Annotated in this window: 18 protein-coding genes and 2 pseudogenes; 17 read left to right on the top strand and 3 right to left on the bottom strand. The window is 48.8% G+C overall.

Going from position 1 to position 16,452, the window contains the following annotated elements; translation table 11 throughout:
* Nucleotides 1–11 precede the first annotated feature (11 nt).
* On the top strand, nt 12–179 hold the full coding sequence (locus NYE74_RS24850; RefSeq protein ID WP_082207855.1) for an NAD(P)-binding domain-containing protein: 168 nt from the start codon (nt 12–14) through the stop codon (nt 177–179).
* Between the two features lie 17 nt (nt 180–196).
* A complete protein-coding gene (locus tag NYE74_RS24845; RefSeq protein WP_036624144.1) occupies nt 197–688 on the top strand; it encodes a hypothetical protein in 492 nt (163 codons plus the stop codon).
* A gap of 74 nt (nt 689–762) precedes the next feature.
* Here NYE74_RS24845 and folE2 read toward each other — a convergent pair whose 3' ends face one another.
* Nucleotides 763–1,692 carry a GTP cyclohydrolase FolE2 gene (gene folE2, locus NYE74_RS24840; protein WP_082207854.1) on the bottom strand — a complete coding sequence of 310 codons (930 nt, stop codon included), beginning with the start codon at nt 1,690–1,692 and terminating at the stop codon, nt 763–765.
* A gap of 278 nt (nt 1,693–1,970) precedes the next feature.
* On the opposite strand from folE2, the gene NYE74_RS24835 reads away from it, so the two are divergent.
* The 7 genes and pseudogenes from NYE74_RS24835 (at nt 1,971) to NYE74_RS24805 (ending at nt 7,903) form a co-directional block, all read left to right on the top strand.
* Complete coding sequence (locus NYE74_RS24835) at nt 1,971–2,420, top strand: Fur family transcriptional regulator (RefSeq protein ID WP_036624143.1); 450 nt, start codon at nt 1,971–1,973, stop codon at nt 2,418–2,420.
* Nucleotides 2,421–2,654: 234 nt separating this feature from the next.
* Nucleotides 2,655–3,416, top strand: coding sequence for a class I SAM-dependent methyltransferase (locus NYE74_RS24830; RefSeq protein ID WP_036624142.1), 762 nt, complete (start codon nt 2,655–2,657; stop codon nt 3,414–3,416).
* A 38-nt stretch (nt 3,417–3,454) separates the two neighbouring features.
* A complete protein-coding gene (locus NYE74_RS24825) occupies nt 3,455–4,495 on the top strand; it encodes a FecCD family ABC transporter permease (protein WP_036624141.1) in 1,041 nt (346 codons plus the stop codon).
* Nucleotides 4,492–5,273: pseudogene (locus NYE74_RS24820) on the top strand (ABC transporter ATP-binding protein). Before NYE74_RS24825 ends, NYE74_RS24820 begins: the two are co-directional and overlap by 4 nt.
* Nucleotides 5,274–5,354: 81 nt before the next feature.
* Nucleotides 5,355–6,368 carry an ABC transporter substrate-binding protein gene (locus NYE74_RS24815; protein WP_341005236.1) on the top strand — a complete coding sequence of 338 codons (1,014 nt, stop codon included), beginning with the start codon at nt 5,355–5,357 and terminating at the stop codon, nt 6,366–6,368.
* Between the two features lie 73 nt (nt 6,369–6,441).
* A pseudogene (locus NYE74_RS24810) lies at nt 6,442–6,792 on the top strand ((2Fe-2S) ferredoxin domain-containing protein); the annotation flags it as partial.
* A 43-nt stretch (nt 6,793–6,835) separates the two neighbouring features.
* Nucleotides 6,836–7,903: a CobW family GTP-binding protein gene (locus NYE74_RS24805; RefSeq protein ID WP_341005235.1), complete on the top strand. Its 1,068-nt coding sequence runs from the start codon at nt 6,836–6,838 to the stop codon at nt 7,901–7,903.
* 65 nt (nt 7,904–7,968) lie between these two features.
* Here the strand turns inward: NYE74_RS24805 and NYE74_RS24800 are convergent, their stop codons facing one another.
* Nucleotides 7,969–8,967: a CobW family GTP-binding protein gene (locus NYE74_RS24800; RefSeq protein ID WP_124331584.1), complete on the bottom strand. Its 999-nt coding sequence runs from the start codon at nt 8,965–8,967 to the stop codon at nt 7,969–7,971.
* A 206-nt stretch (nt 8,968–9,173) separates the two neighbouring features.
* Here NYE74_RS24800 and NYE74_RS24795 point away from each other — a divergent pair, with 206 nt between their 5' ends.
* The 8 genes from NYE74_RS24795 to NYE74_RS24760 all read left to right on the top strand — a co-directional run bounded on the left by NYE74_RS24795 (nt 9,174) and on the right by NYE74_RS24760 (nt 15,453).
* Nucleotides 9,174–9,992, top strand: coding sequence for a MerR family transcriptional regulator (locus tag NYE74_RS24795; protein WP_036624136.1), 819 nt, complete (start codon nt 9,174–9,176; stop codon nt 9,990–9,992).
* Nucleotides 9,993–10,042: 50 nt separating this feature from the next.
* A complete protein-coding gene (locus NYE74_RS24790; RefSeq protein WP_124331583.1) occupies nt 10,043–10,717 on the top strand; it encodes a DUF554 domain-containing protein in 675 nt (224 codons plus the stop codon).
* A gap of 614 nt (nt 10,718–11,331) precedes the next feature.
* Nucleotides 11,332–12,366: an amidohydrolase family protein gene (locus NYE74_RS24785; RefSeq protein WP_170179960.1), complete on the top strand. Its 1,035-nt coding sequence runs from the start codon at nt 11,332–11,334 to the stop codon at nt 12,364–12,366.
* 18 nt (nt 12,367–12,384) lie between these two features.
* Entirely contained in the window at nt 12,385–13,011 is a 627-nt protein-coding gene (locus tag NYE74_RS24780) for a hypothetical protein (protein ID WP_036624133.1), read from the top strand.
* A gap of 240 nt (nt 13,012–13,251) precedes the next feature.
* Entirely contained in the window at nt 13,252–13,695 is a 444-nt protein-coding gene (locus NYE74_RS24775) for a response regulator transcription factor (protein WP_341005233.1), read from the top strand.
* Complete coding sequence (locus NYE74_RS24770) at nt 13,696–13,923, top strand: winged helix-turn-helix domain-containing protein (RefSeq protein ID WP_341005325.1); 228 nt, start codon at nt 13,696–13,698, stop codon at nt 13,921–13,923.
* Nucleotides 13,920–14,999, top strand: a complete 1,080-nt coding sequence (locus NYE74_RS24765) for a HAMP domain-containing sensor histidine kinase (protein ID WP_124331581.1) — start codon at nt 13,920–13,922, stop codon at nt 14,997–14,999. The genes NYE74_RS24770 and NYE74_RS24765 overlap by 4 nt, the downstream gene beginning before the upstream one ends.
* A gap of 73 nt (nt 15,000–15,072) precedes the next feature.
* Nucleotides 15,073–15,453: a hypothetical protein gene (locus NYE74_RS24760; RefSeq protein ID WP_036624131.1), complete on the top strand. Its 381-nt coding sequence runs from the start codon at nt 15,073–15,075 to the stop codon at nt 15,451–15,453.
* A gap of 81 nt (nt 15,454–15,534) precedes the next feature.
* Here the strand turns inward: NYE74_RS24760 and NYE74_RS24755 are convergent, their stop codons facing one another.
* On the bottom strand, nt 15,535–16,302 hold the full coding sequence (locus NYE74_RS24755; RefSeq protein ID WP_036624130.1) for a MurR/RpiR family transcriptional regulator: 768 nt from the start codon (nt 16,300–16,302) through the stop codon (nt 15,535–15,537).
* Between the last annotated feature and the right edge of the window lie 150 nt (nt 16,303–16,452).

Below are 16,452 nucleotides of genomic sequence, written 5' to 3'. Positions count from 1 at the left end.
AGGTGTTGGCCATGGAGCTTTTCGATTGCGTTGTTGTTGGCGGGGGAGCTGCGGGTATTGGCTTGGGCAGCTTGCTGCAAGAGCTTAACGTAAAACGCTTCGGTATTTTTGAAAGAGCGAGCGTAGGCGCTTCCTTTAGAATGTGGCCCAAGGAAATGCGAATGATCAATTCTGGCTAACCAGAGGAGGGAGCCTGTTGGCATACATTAGCAGCAAGAACGAGAAAGAGAAGGTGATCAGCGTACATTCCGCAGAAAGGTGGCAACGGAGGGACCTGGAGCTTACAAACTGGTTGCGAAGCGTCAAACAAAGAAAGCGAGCCAAGCAAACGGTATGGCTCGGCAATATAGAGGTTGATGCGGAGATGTTCCCGGCGCTTGTTTGCCTTAAGCGAATACAGATCCAAACCGAATTTTCCTGTGCGGGCGTCAGCCCGCTGGATGAACCGGAGGATCATTCGCTTTATGCTTATATAACTATGCTCGCCTCCGAGAAAACCGATAGGTTCGTGCAATTTGCCATGGAGCGGATGAGGCATCGTCTGCTTGTAACGTTTGAGCCGTCGCGGAAGCGGTACGACCTTTCCTCTTTTTTTATCGGACATAACCGTTCCTTTTGTTTGCTCTTGCAGCGTTGCGCCGAGACGTTTGCCCGGCTTGAACAAGATCGGACAGCGGACAGTCGATAATCGTATCGGGGGCGTTCCTGGGAACCCCCCTCTTTATTTTCAAATTGTGGAGTGCAGGAGAAGAAAAGTCGCTGTTAATGCGTCAGCGCTTCATTTCTTTTATCGTACGTAATCACTGCATAAGCATCATGCATATGAATCGATTCCTCATTTCGACATTCCACCGTGAAAGCTTGCACCGCCTCCATTTCATACAAATCCGCAGCGACAAGCCTCACCATATCTTCCACGAAACGAGGGTTTTCATAAGCCTGTTCCGTGACCCTCTTCTCGTCCGGGCGTTTCAGAACCGGGTGAAGCGCACTGCTGGCATTGGATTCCGCTGCTTCCAGCAACATCGCTTTCCAATCACGCACCGGGGGCGAAGCCGGATCGATCTCGACGGTCATCGTCACCATCCCGCGCTGATTATGAGCACTGTATTCGCTAATTTCCTTGGAGCATGGGCATAACGTGGTTACGGCTGCTCGGAGACTTACTTCAGCAGTAAAGGGCTTCCCCTTCTCATACGCGGTTTTGATCGAGGCCTCCGCATGATTTAGCCCCGCATTCTCCGTAACCGGGGCCGTTCGTTCGTAAAACCAAGGAAAAGTCATCGTTATTTCGGCCTTGTCCTGTCCCATCCGTTCCGCAAGGTCACGGACAAAATCGCACAGATCCGGAAGTTCGCTTGTCCAGCCTTTTTGACGATATCGTTCCAATTGTTCCGTCAGCCTGCTCATATTAATGCCTTTGGACTCCCGAGGCAAGCTAGTAGTCAGCGTAATCGTCGCAACACTGGTTTGGGTGCCCGGCTCCATTTCGGAACAAACCAGGATCGGGTGTTGAACCCTGCAAATACCGACACGGTCAATGGGAAACAGGTAGTCTTCCCGACGATTTTGTAAATCGGCCATTTGTTCTTTGACTGTCGGTTTATTTCCGGGAATGGGGGCAGTGGAACCGAAGCGTCGATGCCGCTCCGGTTTGGCGGGGAGAATCTTTTGGTTTTTGATTGGTTGCATTGTATACACCTCATGATCGTGCGGTGCGGTTCAAGCGGATCGTTGATTTTTTTGCCGTAATTAACGATTTGCCCGGGGAACCGATCATGCACATATGTTTATTCGTAATTATTACTAATAAAGTTTACTATAAAATTCGGATCGGGTAAACATATCGCTTGGTGAAAATGACAATCCCCCCCTTTCTTTGCTAAAATAAAAAGACAGAATTCTTTCTGACGAAACGTCCGTACGCAAGCGGGATGCTTCGTATACCGAAGAAGGGAACGTGCGATGTTATGAAAGAAAGCCAATCCAAAGTAAGAGAGATGCTGGATACAATGGCGCGGAACGGATGGAGGGTGACCGAGCAACGAAGAACGTTGGCGCAAATTTTTGCCGACCATGAAGGTTACCTGTCGCCCAAAGATGTCTACGATCAAATGTCCGTCCGTTATCCGAGCATGAGTCTGGATACGGTTTACCGCAATCTCCGGATGTTAAGCGAGATGGGGGTATTGGAGCATTTCTACTTTATGGATGGCGGCTTGAAATTCAAGGAGAATTGTACGGCGCACCATCATCATCACTTGATTTGCGTCAATTGCGAAAAAACGCTTCCTTTTGATTATTGTCCGATGGACCATGGCCTTGAGTTGCCGGGGAATTACAAAGTGCTGCGGCATCGTTTTGAGGTTTACGGAATTTGCGAGTCCTGCCAGGCACAGCAGAATGAAGAACAACCATAGGGTAGATAACAGGCTGCCTGTATCCATTGATCAGTAAGCATGCAATCTCTTCGGGAGAGAGCATGCTTTTTTTACGGGATGGATAAAATCTATTGATAATCGTAAAAATTACGAATAATATAGTAGAGTAGCACTTATTCCTAAGGAGGACGTGGAGATGGAGAAAAAAGACGGGAATATCAGGTTGTATATTAATCGTAATTATTACTATTAAAATGGCGGGTGGAGAAATCGATGAGCATAGGCGAAACGATAAAATGGTATGAAAAAAGCTTTGGCGAAGACTATTTGCTTGTCTATAAGCATCGCAATCAACAGGAAGCCGATCGTTTGGTTCAAAAGGTTATGGACTGGTTGAAGCTGCCCCCGGGAAGCCGAATCCTCGACCTTTGCTGCGGAGCGGGCAGGCACGCCTTGGCACTGGCCGATGCCGGCTATCGCGTCACAGGCGTAGATCTTTCCCCCGTACTGCTGCGAAAGGCAAAGGAAGCCGATTCCGGCGGATGCGTTAGGTGGGTTGAAGCCGACATGCGCGCTTTGCCGGAAGACGGCACTTTCACGGAATACTTTGATGCGGTCGTCAACCTGTTCACTTCGATAGGCTATTTCGAGACGGACGGCGAACAGCTTAACGTCCTGAAGCAAATCCGGATGGCGCTCATGCCGGGCGGACGTTTTGTCATCGATGTTTTGAACGCCGGGTATATCCAAGATCATCTCGTTCCTTTTTCCAAGCGGAAAGAGAACGGCGTGGTCATTTCAGAGAGCCGATCGATTCAAAACGGCTTCGTGACCAAGGAAATCGTGATCGAAGAACCGGGGAGCCGGTCCCGCAGCTATACGGAACGCGTGAAGCTTTATTCGCCGGAGGTGATGAAAAGCATGTTGGATGGCGCGGGCCTTCAGTTGGAAGCGATGCGTGGAAGTTACGACGGAGAGGCCTACGATGAGCGGCATTCTCCGCGAATGATCCTGCTGGGGTATCGGGAGCCATGAACAACAAGAGGCAACCCCAAGCTGCCGGGAGCCGCTTCATGTTCTCCGGGATCGTGATCATGCTGGCAGCCTTGCTGCTGGTGTCGGTTACGATCGCGGTGATGCTTGGCCCGGTGGCGATCGGCCCGGCGACCGTCTGGAAGATCGCATTTTCCCATGTGCCGGGCTTCTCCGGATGGGTGGAGGAAACCTGGAGTGCCGGTCAAGGGCATATCATTTGGGATATCCGCTTCCCCAGGGTCCTCCTTGGCGTAATCGTCGGTGCCGGATTATCCGTTGCCGGCGTCGCCGCTCAAGCGCTCATGCGCAATTCGCTGGCCGATCCGTATATTCTTGGCGTATCGTCGGGAGCTTCGGTCGGGGCGACACTCGTCATCCTGTTCGGAGCGTTTCAATTTTTCGGACAATATGCCTTGTCTCTCTCGGCTTTTCTCGGTTCGCTGGCCGCGATGGGGATGGTGTATCTGCTGGCGCGGGTAAGGGGAACCCTTTCCACCACGAGGTTGTTGCTGTCGGGAATCGCCATTTCCATGATGATGTCGGCGGCCACGAACTTTATCGTTACGATGGCGCCGCGGGAGGAGGGCATCCGCACGGCGCTGTACTGGATGATGGGCAGCTTGACGGGGGCGAAATGGGGGGATTTGGGCCTGCCCGCTTTCGTTGTACTCGCCGGCGCTGCGCTGCTGTTGTTCCAGTATCGGGCGTTAAACTCGCTGTTGATGGGCGATGATGCGGCCGTTACCTTGGGCGTGAACATCCAAAGTCTCCGCATCGGCTTGATATTGACCCTGGCTATGCTTACGGGCACGCTTGTAGCGATCAGCGGCTCCATCGGGTTTGTCGGGCTCATGATCCCGCATATCGTCAGGCTGCTTTTTGGTTCCGACCATCGCCGGGTACTCCCGATCAGCTTGCTGCTGGGAGCTCTCTTTATCGTATGGGCGGATGTCCTGGCCAGACTCGTCCTGGCGCCAGAGGAATTGCCGATCGGCATCGTCACCGCGTTATGCGGCGGCCCGTTTTTTATCTGGCTGCTGCGGCGCAGCTCGTATACGTTCGGGGGTGGACAGGAATGAACATCAAAGTGGAGGAGCTGTCTTTCGGCATTCGGGACAAACGCTTGATCGAAGCCATATCCCTGGAAATCCGCGAAGGGGAGTTCGTCGGGCTGATCGGTCCGAACGGCAGCGGAAAATCGACGCTACTCAAAAATATGTACCGCGTGCTGAAGCCCGACAGGGGCGGTGTCTACCTGAACGGACAGGATCTGTTTCGTATGACGCAAAAGGAAACGGCGCGGCAGATGGCAGTCGTCAGCCAGGAAGCAAACGTCGCCTTCGATTTTGCGGTCAAGGATATCATTATGATGGGGCGCGCTCCCCATAAGCGCATGCTGGAGGCGGACTCCGCGCGGGATCACGAGATCGCGGAACAGGCTTTGGCGCGGGGGTAGGTATGGGGCACGCCGCATTCAGCAGCTTTTCCACCTTGTCGGGGGGCGAAAAGCAGCGCGTGCTGATCGCAAGAGCGCTGGCTCAGGAAGCCGGCTTTTTGATCCTGGATGAACCGACCAACCATTTGGATATCCGCTACCAGCTGCAGATGATGGATTTGGTCAAGACGCTCCAGCTGACCTCGTTCGCCGCACTTCACGATTTGAATATCGCCGCCTATTACTGCGATCGCATCTATGTGCTGGAGGCAGGCAGGATCGTGGCGTCGGGGAGCCCCGATGAGGTGCTGCGGCCGGATTTGCTGCGCCGCGTTTTCGGAGTGGAGACGCAAATTTCACGGCATCCGTATACGGGAAAACCGTCGATTACCTACTTGCCGGAGATGATCGCAAACCGATGAAGAAGGAGTCCTAATATTTGGGGCCCGCAAGCTTTATGAGGTTGTTCAAAACAAACAACGATCATACGGAGGAGAAAGATCATGAAAAAGAACATCACCCCGGCGCTTCTGCCGGCCATCCTTATTCTGCTGGCGGTGCTGATCGCATGCGGCGGCGGCAAAGGTCCGTCGGCATCCCACATCTCACCGTCAAGCCCGTCCATATCTTCAACAACCGCCGGGGAAGGGGCTGTCGAATTGGAGAATATGGGGGAAAAGCTGAGCTTCCCGGAAGCGCCGAAACGGGCTATAACGCTCAATCAGCACGCGACTGAGGTAATGCTGGCGCTGGGCCTCGAATCGTCGATGGTGGGGACGGCCTATCTGGATGACAGCATCCTGCCCGAATTCAAGGAAAAGTATGACGATATCCCGGTATTATCGGATAAATATCCTTCCAAAGAAGTTTTTCTGGACGCTTCGCCTGATTTCGCTTACGCGGGCTGGCAAAGCGCGTTTACGGAGGAGACGCTCGGTTCCCGGGCGGATTTGGCTGCTCAAGGCGTGATGACCTATGTGCAGGAATCCTCCAATACACCAAAGCCGACGCTTGAGGATGTGTATCGGGACATTTTGAATATCGGGAAAATTTTCCGCGTGGAGGACCGGGCCGAAGCGCTGGTGGACGGGATTCGCGGCGAGCTGGAAGAGATTCAGGCGCAAATCGGCTCCGTAGAACAGCCGCTTAAGGTTTTTGTCTATGACAGCGGGGAGGACAAGGCGCTTACGGCGGCCAATACGTATTTGACCAACCTGATCAATCAAGTGGGCGGAAAAAATATTTTCGACGATATCGATAAGGGATGGGCAGAAGTAAGCTGGGAAGAAGTGGTCCATCGCGACCCGGATTTGATCATTATCATCGACTACGGGGACACGACTGTAGAGCAAAAGAAGGAACGCTTAATGAGCCTGTCCTCGTTGGCCGATGTGAAGGCGATCCGCGACGAGCGGTTTATCGTGTTGCCGCTATCGGCGGCGGCCGAGGGCGTCCGGGCGCCGATCGCGCTAAAAACGCTTGCCGCCGGTTTGTATCCGGATAAAGTTAAACCGTAACTTGACACGAGCCCCCGCGAAAGGCCGATTTTCAGCTTTTTGCCGGGGAGATCTATCGACAGGGAGGCTGTTCATGGCAACTTGGGATTTGCAAGAGACGTTCTGCCATTTTCTTATTTGTAACGGCGGCAGCTGCATGCAGCGGCAGGCCGAGGAAGTAACACAAGCGATCAGGGACGAAATCAGTTTGCTCGGAGCGGATCGGCAAATGCACACGACGCGTACGCGCTGCAACGGACGATGCGCCGACGCTTGCGTCGTGATCGCTTATCCGGAAGGGGTATGGTACAAAGATATGACTCCTGAGTTGGGCAGGGAATTGGTACGCCGACATGCCGCCGAAAGTCGTTTAGAGGAACGAATCGTCTATAGGTTTGAGCAACGATTTGTGGCTACCGGGCTTTCTGTGGCAGGCCAAAAAAAGTCATCCGAAACTGTGATTCGCGGCGAAAGGGGGAGCATACAAGATGAAAATCGTTCCGATTCTGATATTGTCGGGGTTCCTGGGAAGCGGGAAAACGACCTTGCTGACCCGAATGCTGGATGACTGTTTAAAGAAGGGGATCAAGCCTGCCGTGATCATGAATGAAGTGGGCGATGTCAATTTGGACGGCCAACTGGTGGATGGGGCGGTACCGATGAGCGAAATGCTTAGCGGCTGCATCTGCTGCACGATTCGCGGCGACTTGGCCATGGAAACCAGGCGGCTGATTCATGAAGCGTCCCCCGATCTGATTCTCATTGAAGCAACGGGGGTTGCCAACCCGATTGAAATCTTGGACGCGATCACGGAAGCGGCTTTGCTTACCCCTATCGAGATCCGGGCGATGATTACCGTCGTAGACGCGGCGCATGTTCTGCATCGCTCCCGCGGAGGAAAGGGCAAAACCTACCGGTTGATGACGGATCAAATCCGGTGCGCGTCGATGCTTGTCCTGAACAAAAGCGACCTGGCAGGTACGGAAGAATTGGAGGAAATTCGGAAGATCATGACCGAGTTGAACCCGTTCGCTCCGATCGTAACGGCAGCTTATTGCGACATGGACGAAGCCGTTTGGTTGCGGCTGCTTGCGGAGAAAGCCGAAGATGGCGCGATCGATCGCTTGCTTGCAGTACGGGAGGAGCGGCCCGGCGGCGGCAATCCTGACGACCATAGGCACGAACATGAGCACGATCATGAACGTGAACAAGAGCATGAACATGAGCATGAGCATGGACACAGTCACGGCCATTCCGGACACCATCATTCCTACGATCATGTCATGGTGTGTTCACACTATTTTCCGGAACCGATCGATGGCGGCCAGTTGGAGCGGGTGATGAGGGAACTGCCCAAGGGGGTTTACCGGGCAAAAGGCATTTTTACATCCAAGGAAACCGGGGAACGGGTGATGTTTCAATTTGCCTATGGGCAATTGGAACTGATTTCGATCCGGCCGCAAGGTCAAGTTCAAGACGTGGCCGTTTTTATCGGGGAGCATTTTTCAAAGCAGGTTCTGCTTAGGAAATTGGAGGAAGCCGTTAGGTCTGCATAAGCTAATCAGAAAACAAAAAGAAGCGGCACGTTAGCGTGTTCGCTTCTTTTTTACACCAATCCGATTTAGTCGGCTACGCAGGCGGCAAACTGCTTGCGGAACCATTCCTCGTCCAAATTTCGCCCGATCACAACGAATTCGCTGGCCGGCACCTCATCGGGTTTCCAGTCCCGGTCCGGATACGCGCCGAACAGCATGTGAATGCCTTGGAAAACCACTCTTTTTTTGCTGCCTTTGATATTGAGGACCCCTTTGTAGCGGAACGTGTCCACGCCATGTTCGATCAGCCATTCGTTAATGAAACGTTCCACCTTTTTCAAATCGAGCGGGCGGGATTCGCGGAAAAACACGGAGAAAACCTCGTCATCGTGATCGTGGTGTTCTTCTTCCAGAAATCCGGGTTCAACCTCCAGTTTCTTCTCCAAATCGAAAGCGCCTATGCCCAGGATGCGGTCGATTTCAATTTGCGATTGCTGCGTACGGTAGATCTTGGCCGCATGGTTCATCGCGTGCAGGCGCCCTTCCAACTGCTCAAGCTCTTCTTCGGAAACGAGGTCCGTTTTGTTGAGCAGCAGTACATCGGCAAAGGCGACTTGTTCTTGCGCTTCATGGCCCTCATCCAGATGTTGTCCGGCATGCTTGGCGTCCACCACCGTGACGATCGCGTCCAGCTTGTAGAAATCGGCAACTTCGTCGTCAACGAAAAAGGTTTGCGCCACCGGGGCGGGATCGGCCAAACCGGTGGTTTCGATCAGGACGCGGTCGAAATCGGCTTGACGGCGACCGCCCTTTCCGAGCTTCGCATTTTTCAAATCAGCGAGAATGCGGATAAGATCGCCCCGGACCGTACAGCAAATACAGCCGTTGTTCATTTCAAATATTTCTTCATCTGCGCCAACGACAAGTTGGTTGTCGATGCCGACTTCTCCGAATTCGTTGACGATGACCGCGATTTTCTGGCCGTGTTCTGCGGTTAACACATGATTCAACAGGGTCGTTTTTCCGGCGCCGAGAAACCCCGTCAAGACCGTAACAGGGATGCGAGGATCTTGTAAGGTTGCCATCTAATTCACTCCTTCAAATAGGGTAAGTTGCTTAATCGTAAATATTACTATTAAATTATAGGATTTGGTGAATGGATTGTCAAACTGCTTTTTCATCGGCTTCAGCAGCCGCTTCGTTAAACCAAACTTTTCTTTCGAGAAGGGTTTTTATTTTGCACTCTAGCATGGTATTGTAACTTTATCCATATATAAAAAAGAGGTACATTATGAATGAACTATTTTCAATAGGAGAAGTTTCCAAACTGTTTAATATAGATGTCCGCCTGCTTCGGCATTATGACAAAATATCCTTGCTGAAGCCGGAGTTTATCAATGAAGAGAATGGTTACCGGTATTATTCTACACGTCAATTTGAGTGCCTGAATACGATCCGTTATCTTCGCTCTTTAAATGTGCCGCTTCCTATTATCCGCGAGTTTTTTGATAATCGCGACGATAAAAAAATGCTTGAAATTCTTATGGAACAAAAAAGACAGGTAGATGAGGAACGGAAACGACTGGATCGGATAGAAAAGAAGATTTACAGTCGGATTCAGCAAATTGAAGATGCCTCACAAACTGAATACGGCAGAATAGAAGAGCGCACATTGGACGACAGGACGCTTGTCATGCTGAAGAAAGAAATCTCCGTTGCAGAGGATTTGGAACATCCTATCCGAGAATTGGAGCAAAAGAATTCTCTCAACTCCGTTATGTTTCTCGGAAAGGTCGGTGTCTCGATTTCATCCGAAAATCTATTGAAACGGAATTTTGATAAATTTTCTGCCATTTTTGTTGTTCTTGAGCCAGGGGATGATGATGTGAAAGACACATGTTGTCTGCCGGGCGGATGTTATCTTACCCTGCGCTTTCATGGTACACACAAGGATGCGGAGCCGGCCTACGTCAAAATGTTTCAGTACATGGAACAAAAGGGATATGTTCTCGCAGGAGATTCATTTGAATTTGCTTTAATAGATTACGGACTCACCAACGATCCTTCAAAATTTACTACCGAAATACAAATTCCATATAAAACAACTTGACCCTCCAACTATTGGAGGGTTTATTGTGTTTCAAAAAAGGAGGAGGATTAATGTTAGGTACCATTGTAAACACTGCTGCTATTTTGATCGGCAGTGCAGTTGGAGCATGTTTGAAGAAAGGAATAGGGGAAAAACATCAAAATGCATTATATAACGCTATGGGACTTGCAGCCTGTGGTCTAGGCATTCACGCTATTGTTCAAAATATGCCCAACAGCCATTTCCCAGTGATGTTTATTATCAGTCTGGCAGCAGGAAGTCTGATAGGCTCCATGTTGAGTTTGCATGAAAAGTTTGAAAAACTTACTGCGAGTTTTACAATAGGAAATATTGGGCCAGGACTTTCCACGGCAATATTGTTGTTTTGTGTTGGAACATTATCCATTTTGGGCCCGATGGAAAGTGCTCTTCATGGCGACAACACCTATTTGTATACAAATGCTACACTGGACTTTGTCACTTCGCTGGTTTTGGCATCAACCTATGGAATTGGGATTGCTTTATCTGCAGTACTGTTATTTTTATGGCAAGGGGGGATATATCTCTTTTCAGGATATTTATCGAGTTTTTCTGCAGAATTATTAACTGAAATCTCGCTTGTAGGTGGTTTCCTAATCTTTAGCTCAGGTCTTTCCATCTTGAAAATTAAGGATTGTAAGGCTCTGAACATGTTGCCATCCTTATTTGTGCCAATTCTGTGGTTTTTGATAAAAACTGTAATCTAACACATAAAGGGGAAATTGCCGTGAAATTTATTGTTCAACCGGGGGTTTTTCAAGTTCTGAATGATGTCCGATATTTCAATTGCAAGGTGCAGACAGGTTGGGTTGATTCTGAAAATAGAATGTTTAATGTAAGTTCATAGGCTTTGTGATTATTTTTACGATTTCTTGACCTGTTGATCTCACTTTTACTACACCTTCCAGCTATATTACCCCCCCTGGAGGTTCGATTCCTCTCGTCAGCCTTTAACAAATGAAAGAGCTCTTGAGTTTCCCTTTGTGGAGATTCAGGAGCTTTTTGAATTTTGGAACCTGCCATCAAGGATATTACTAACTTTAATATATCTTAAACATTTCGTAATCAACTTAAAAACAACTGCACAATACAATACAGGCATCAGAACGAAAGGATGATTCATTTGGAAAACAAACTTCGAAGAAAAAATCAAAAATCGTCTGCATCGCGCCTGGGAGGAATGGAAGCCCGGTTACGAAGACTGGCTTAAGTGCCCAGATGGGCTTTACAAGACTTGAGCTGATTTGAAAACAGCCTGTAACGAAGCAATGCCGGTTATCATCGCATGGCGAAAGCTCAAAACTCTAAAATGGAGGTTTTTATGGAGGATACAAAAAAGAGACGGATGATGCCACTCCTTCTGTTGTTAACGGTGGTCTTTTCGTTCAACGCTTGGAGCAGTGCTTCCATTTCCGCTGCCAAAACTATGGATACTAAAGCTGAAACTAAGGGGTCCGAAAAAAAGTCGGATGAGCGGCAGAGCGCGCCGGCGTTGGATGTGGTTGACACGCAAATCCATATTGGGCCAGGCGGGATCGAGGAAACGCTGGCTGCGATGGATGCGATGGGGATTCAATCTGTGCTGATTGATGAATTTTGGCTGCCGGGTACGGATTATAAACCCCATCATGATCTATCGGAGGGGGCGATCCGGCCTATCAACCCAACGGCCGAGCTGGCTGCCCAACTCTACCCCGAACGCTTCTCGTGGGTTCTCAGGGTAGATAGAATGGACCCGGAATACGCAGCTATCATTCGGATGGTCCGTGATGCGCCATCCGGACGCGGGATAAGAATTATTCCCGGCATGACGCTCAAAGATACGCAAGCCTTTGCCGACGGCGAGTATGATCATATCCTGGCGGCTACCGAAAAAGCCGGTCTTCCGCTGTTTCTTTACCTGCCCGATCATCCTGAACTCATCGCTGATGCTGCAAAGAAATTCCCCAACCTGCGCATCATTGTTGATCATATCGGACTTTACAGCAATGCTATGCGTACGATGTTCGGCGGTGCCGTCCCGGCGCGTTCCCCGGAGGAACAGCAGGCCTTGTTTGATAAAGTGCTGGCGCTTTCTACATTTCCTAATATTGCGCTGAAATGGTCCCACGCTTCAGAAATGTTCGACACCCCGGTCTACCCCGGTGAGGACCTGCAGCCCCTTCTGCGCAAGGCAATTTCAAGCTTTGGCGCGGATCGGATCATGTGGGCCAGCGACTTTTCGGTCAATCAGCGGGGAGAAAACTGGTCAGAGATCCTGTACGGAGTTAAGGGGAATTTTAAACTGTCCGACCAGGAGCGTGCGGCTATACTTGGCGGAACTGCACGCAAGTGGTTGAATTGGCCTGTTCAATAACCTTCTAAGGAGAAAAAAATGACTAAAACATTCAAAAAAATCGGTTTATTATTTGCGGCAACTACTCTTGTTTTTGGCTTAGTAGCATGTAGTTCAAATGTATCAAGCCAGAGTGCAAATGAGTCAACAAGAAGTGAAGTTCTTTCACAATCCCACGAGGTAATTTACGAAATGAATGAAGTAACCAAGGACAATAGCAAGGAGTTGCGCTTGACTTCCCAAAAAGAAGCAGAAAAATTATACGGAGATTCAAAGGAACTTTCTGATCAAATCAAATTAACTTTATTTAATTGGTGGGGAAATTGGCAACCAGACTATGAGTCTTGGTTAAAGATTGCGGATGGCTTATATGCTGAGAACGCTGATATTACAGCTATTGGTGGCGAAAAGCAGAAGTACAGCGATTACAGAGTTGCGATGAAATCTCAACGTGACCAATTCGATATGGAAATGGGACCAATTATGAATATTACTGTGGATGGAAATACAGCGACACTGATTTATTATATGTACCTAACACCAAAGGCTTCACCTGATACAACAATTAGTATGATTGTGACAGAATATAATACCTTTGGAGAGGTAGATGGTAAATTAATGGTAACCGACCTGCATCTCTATACCGATGGCGGCGGTATTCATTAATTTTATTGATTCGTTTTAAAACCAACTCTGAAATTAGATAAGACAATAAAACAGACTAGCCGATGATGGCAAAACTTAAGCTGATTTCCAACAGCCAGTAACGGAAGTAAGCCGGTGCGTGTATTGATCACGCGCATCGGCTTTATTTTTTTTGAAGTTGCTTAATGCAAGGGGGAAACCGCAAACATAACTTTAATATCTCTCTGTTATAATAGGAGAAAATTCATGGGGGCGTGGCCTATGTTTAAAATATTGGTTGTGGAAGATGACAGGGAGTTAAATCACGCTGTCTGCTCTTATTTGAATCAGAATGGGTATCAGGCTCTGGGGTGCCTGAACGCCAATGAAGCATATGACGCCATGTACGGAAATCTGTTCGATCTGATCGTCTCCGACATCATGATGCCAGGGACGGACGGCTTTGAATTTGCCGAAAGCATCAGGAGCCTGAATCAAGAGATCCCGATTCTCTTCATGACGGCGCGGGATGATTTTGCTTCCAAACAGCGGGGATTTCGTGCGGGGATCGATGATTACATGGTAAAACCCATCGACCTGGACGAACTGGTCTTGCGACTTGGCGCCCTGCTGCGCAGAGCAAAGATCGCGTCCAGCAAACGGCTGGAAATCGGGAGCCTGACCCTGGATAGCGAGGAATATACGGCCTATTTGAAGGACGAGTAAATCCCATTAACCGTCCGCGAGTTCAACCTGCTGTACAAGCTGTTGTCCTATCCGAAGAAAACATTTACCCGTTCGCAGTTGATGGACGAGTTCTGGGATTCCGACACCTCCTCCGGCCCCAGAACCGTGGATGTGTACATGACAAAACTGCGGGACAAATTTTCTGAATGCAGGGACTTTGAAATCGTTACCGTGCATGGGCTGGGATACAAGGCGGTGGTGAAATGAAAGGGTACGATTCAGACATACGGGTGACCCGCAGCCTGTTTTCTCCTTGGCATTATCTGTTCTTTTTCCTGGTGATCTCCTTTGTGGTCAGCTGCTGTTTCCTGCTGTTTTTTGCGGGATTGGATCTTCCGGAGGCGGTAATCTCGCGCAGCGCACCAATGACCTTTGCGAATGTGGTTTTCCTGAGTGCACTCTTTTGCCTGGTTGACGGTATCCGCCGGAAATTTACCGTAGAGCGTCCCGTAAAACGAATTCTGAAAGCCGCGCGCCGCATCACTAAGGGCGATTTCAAGACACGTATCCAGCCCATTCATGGACCGAATAGCAGAAATGAATTCGATATCATTATCGAAAATTTGAATCAAATGGCGAAAGAACTCTCCGGTATCGAAACATTGCGTACGGACTTTATCGCCAATGTCTCCCACGAACTGAAGACACCGCTGGCTGTGATCCAAAATTATTCGACCATGCTGCAAACCCCTGCTCTGCCGGAAGAGAAGCGGATGGAATATGCCAAAACGCTCACATTAGCTTCCCGGCGGCTGTCGGACTTGATCACCAACATTTTGAAACTGAATAAGCTGGAAAATCAACGGATTTTTCCAGAAACCCAAAAATACAACCTGGGCGAGCAGCTTCGCGAATGCCTGTTGGGGTTTGAAAACACATGGGAAAAGAAAACGTTGGAGATCGGCATAGACATTGAGGAAGACATCGCGGTTGAAGCGGATGCAGAACTTTTGACGCTGGTGTGGAACAACCTTTTTTCCAATGCCGTGAAGTTTACCGAGCCGGGCGGTAAAGTGAGCGTCAGTCTGACAGCGGAAGAAAATTGGGCCGTGGTCAAGGTATCGGATACAGGCTGCGGGATCAGCCCGGAGGTAGGAAAGCACATTTTTGAGAAGTTCTATCAGGGCGACAAATCCCATGCAATGCAGGGCAACGGCCTTGGACTTGCCCTTGTTAAACGTGTCATTGATATTGTCGGCGGCGAAATTTTGGTGGAAAGCGAACCGGGAAAGGGAAGCACCTTCCTTGTTAGGCTGAGGAGAGGAACCGAGGATGCGATTTAAAAATATCCATCTAAATATCGCTCGCTCATTCTGAAATATAGCTTCATCATTTACCTAAAGGGAGGCATTGGACATGGAAAACGAAAACAAAACTTTTACCTATATGTATTCCGCAAAGCAACAGGAGGAAGTGAACAGCATCCGTCAAAAGTATATCCCCAAAGAAGAAAACAAGATGGAACAGTTGCGCAAGCTGGATAAAAGCACTGAAACACCCGGAACCATCATTTCGATCATAGTCGGGGCGATCGGCGTGCTGCTCATTGGCGTTGGACTATGCTGCACGTTGCTTTGGATAAACGCCATGCTGATTCCGGGGATCGTCGTCGGTGTCATCGGTATCGCGGGCGTAGCTCTAGCCTATCCGCTGTTCAACTTCATCACGAAAAAGCAGCGCGAGAAGTTGGCTCCGCAGATTATGAGACTTAGCCAAGAGCTGATGGATGAGAAGTGAGCGGTAAATAGCTTAATGCGTAGCGGCAGCACTGAAAGGAGGAAGTATGCGAAGGAAACACATAAAAAAGAACACAGTATTTTATTTTAAACGCGCACTCATTTTCTCCTTAAGATATTGCTCAAACTCAAATGTAATTAAATCAATAATATTGTGTATGAAACTGGAGGTAAAATGAGTCTCATCAGAGTCTTCAGAATAAGTTGAAATATTAAAGACAGAATGATGACTAAGCCAGTTTTGACTGGTGTTTGTAAAGGATATAACCGGAATTTTTTTAAGTAAAGGTATGGCCAAGGCTTCTTTCATGGCATGATTTTCGCCGGAAAATGAAAATACGATCAACAGATCCTCGGGTTCCAATTTTTCGATGACCGCGCTTGTTAAATGAGTTCCGATGTCTAAAGGGATCAGGCTCATGCTGATGCCCATTTTTAAGAAATTGCGTTGCAGCACCTGGGCCTGAAGCTGCTGGCTCAATCCTGTAGACAGCAAATAAATCCGCTTACTATTATAGATTTTGTCATACAGCTTTGGTAAATCCATTTGCTTTGTTTTATTCAAGATATGAATCAATTGCTGCCCAACATGCTCAATCGGAATGACCGGAGAAGTCTGATTATTGTGATTGTCCCATTGAATCAGATATTTAAATTCCGAGTAGCCTGAAAAGCCCAGCTTTTGTACAAATCTGAAGATGGAGGACTTGGAGGTAAAGCTTTTTTCAGCCAATTCCACAATACTGAGGTTAGAAATCTCCGCTTTGTGGCTCAGAATAAAAGCAGCGATTTGGTGATCCAATTCATTTAGTTTGGCATAATGTTTCTCTAAGATTTTTTCAAACTTCATCGTAAATCCTTTCTTTCCCAATCATTTTCTGAATGTTGGACAATTTCCCAAGGTTCTTTGAAAGTGTTTTTTTTCGTTTGCAGCGACTTTATACTAAGTTTATCGTAAGCGCTTGCTTAAAGGCAATGGTTCGACTAATCCGGATTAGAA

The sequence above is a fragment of the Paenibacillus sp. FSL P4-0127 genome (assembly GCF_038007325.1).
Taxonomy (GTDB): Bacteria; Bacillota; Bacilli; order Paenibacillales; family Paenibacillaceae; genus Fontibacillus; species Fontibacillus macerans.
Note: the sequence above shows the minus strand (reverse complement) of the source record. Positions and strands in the feature narration are given on the sequence as shown.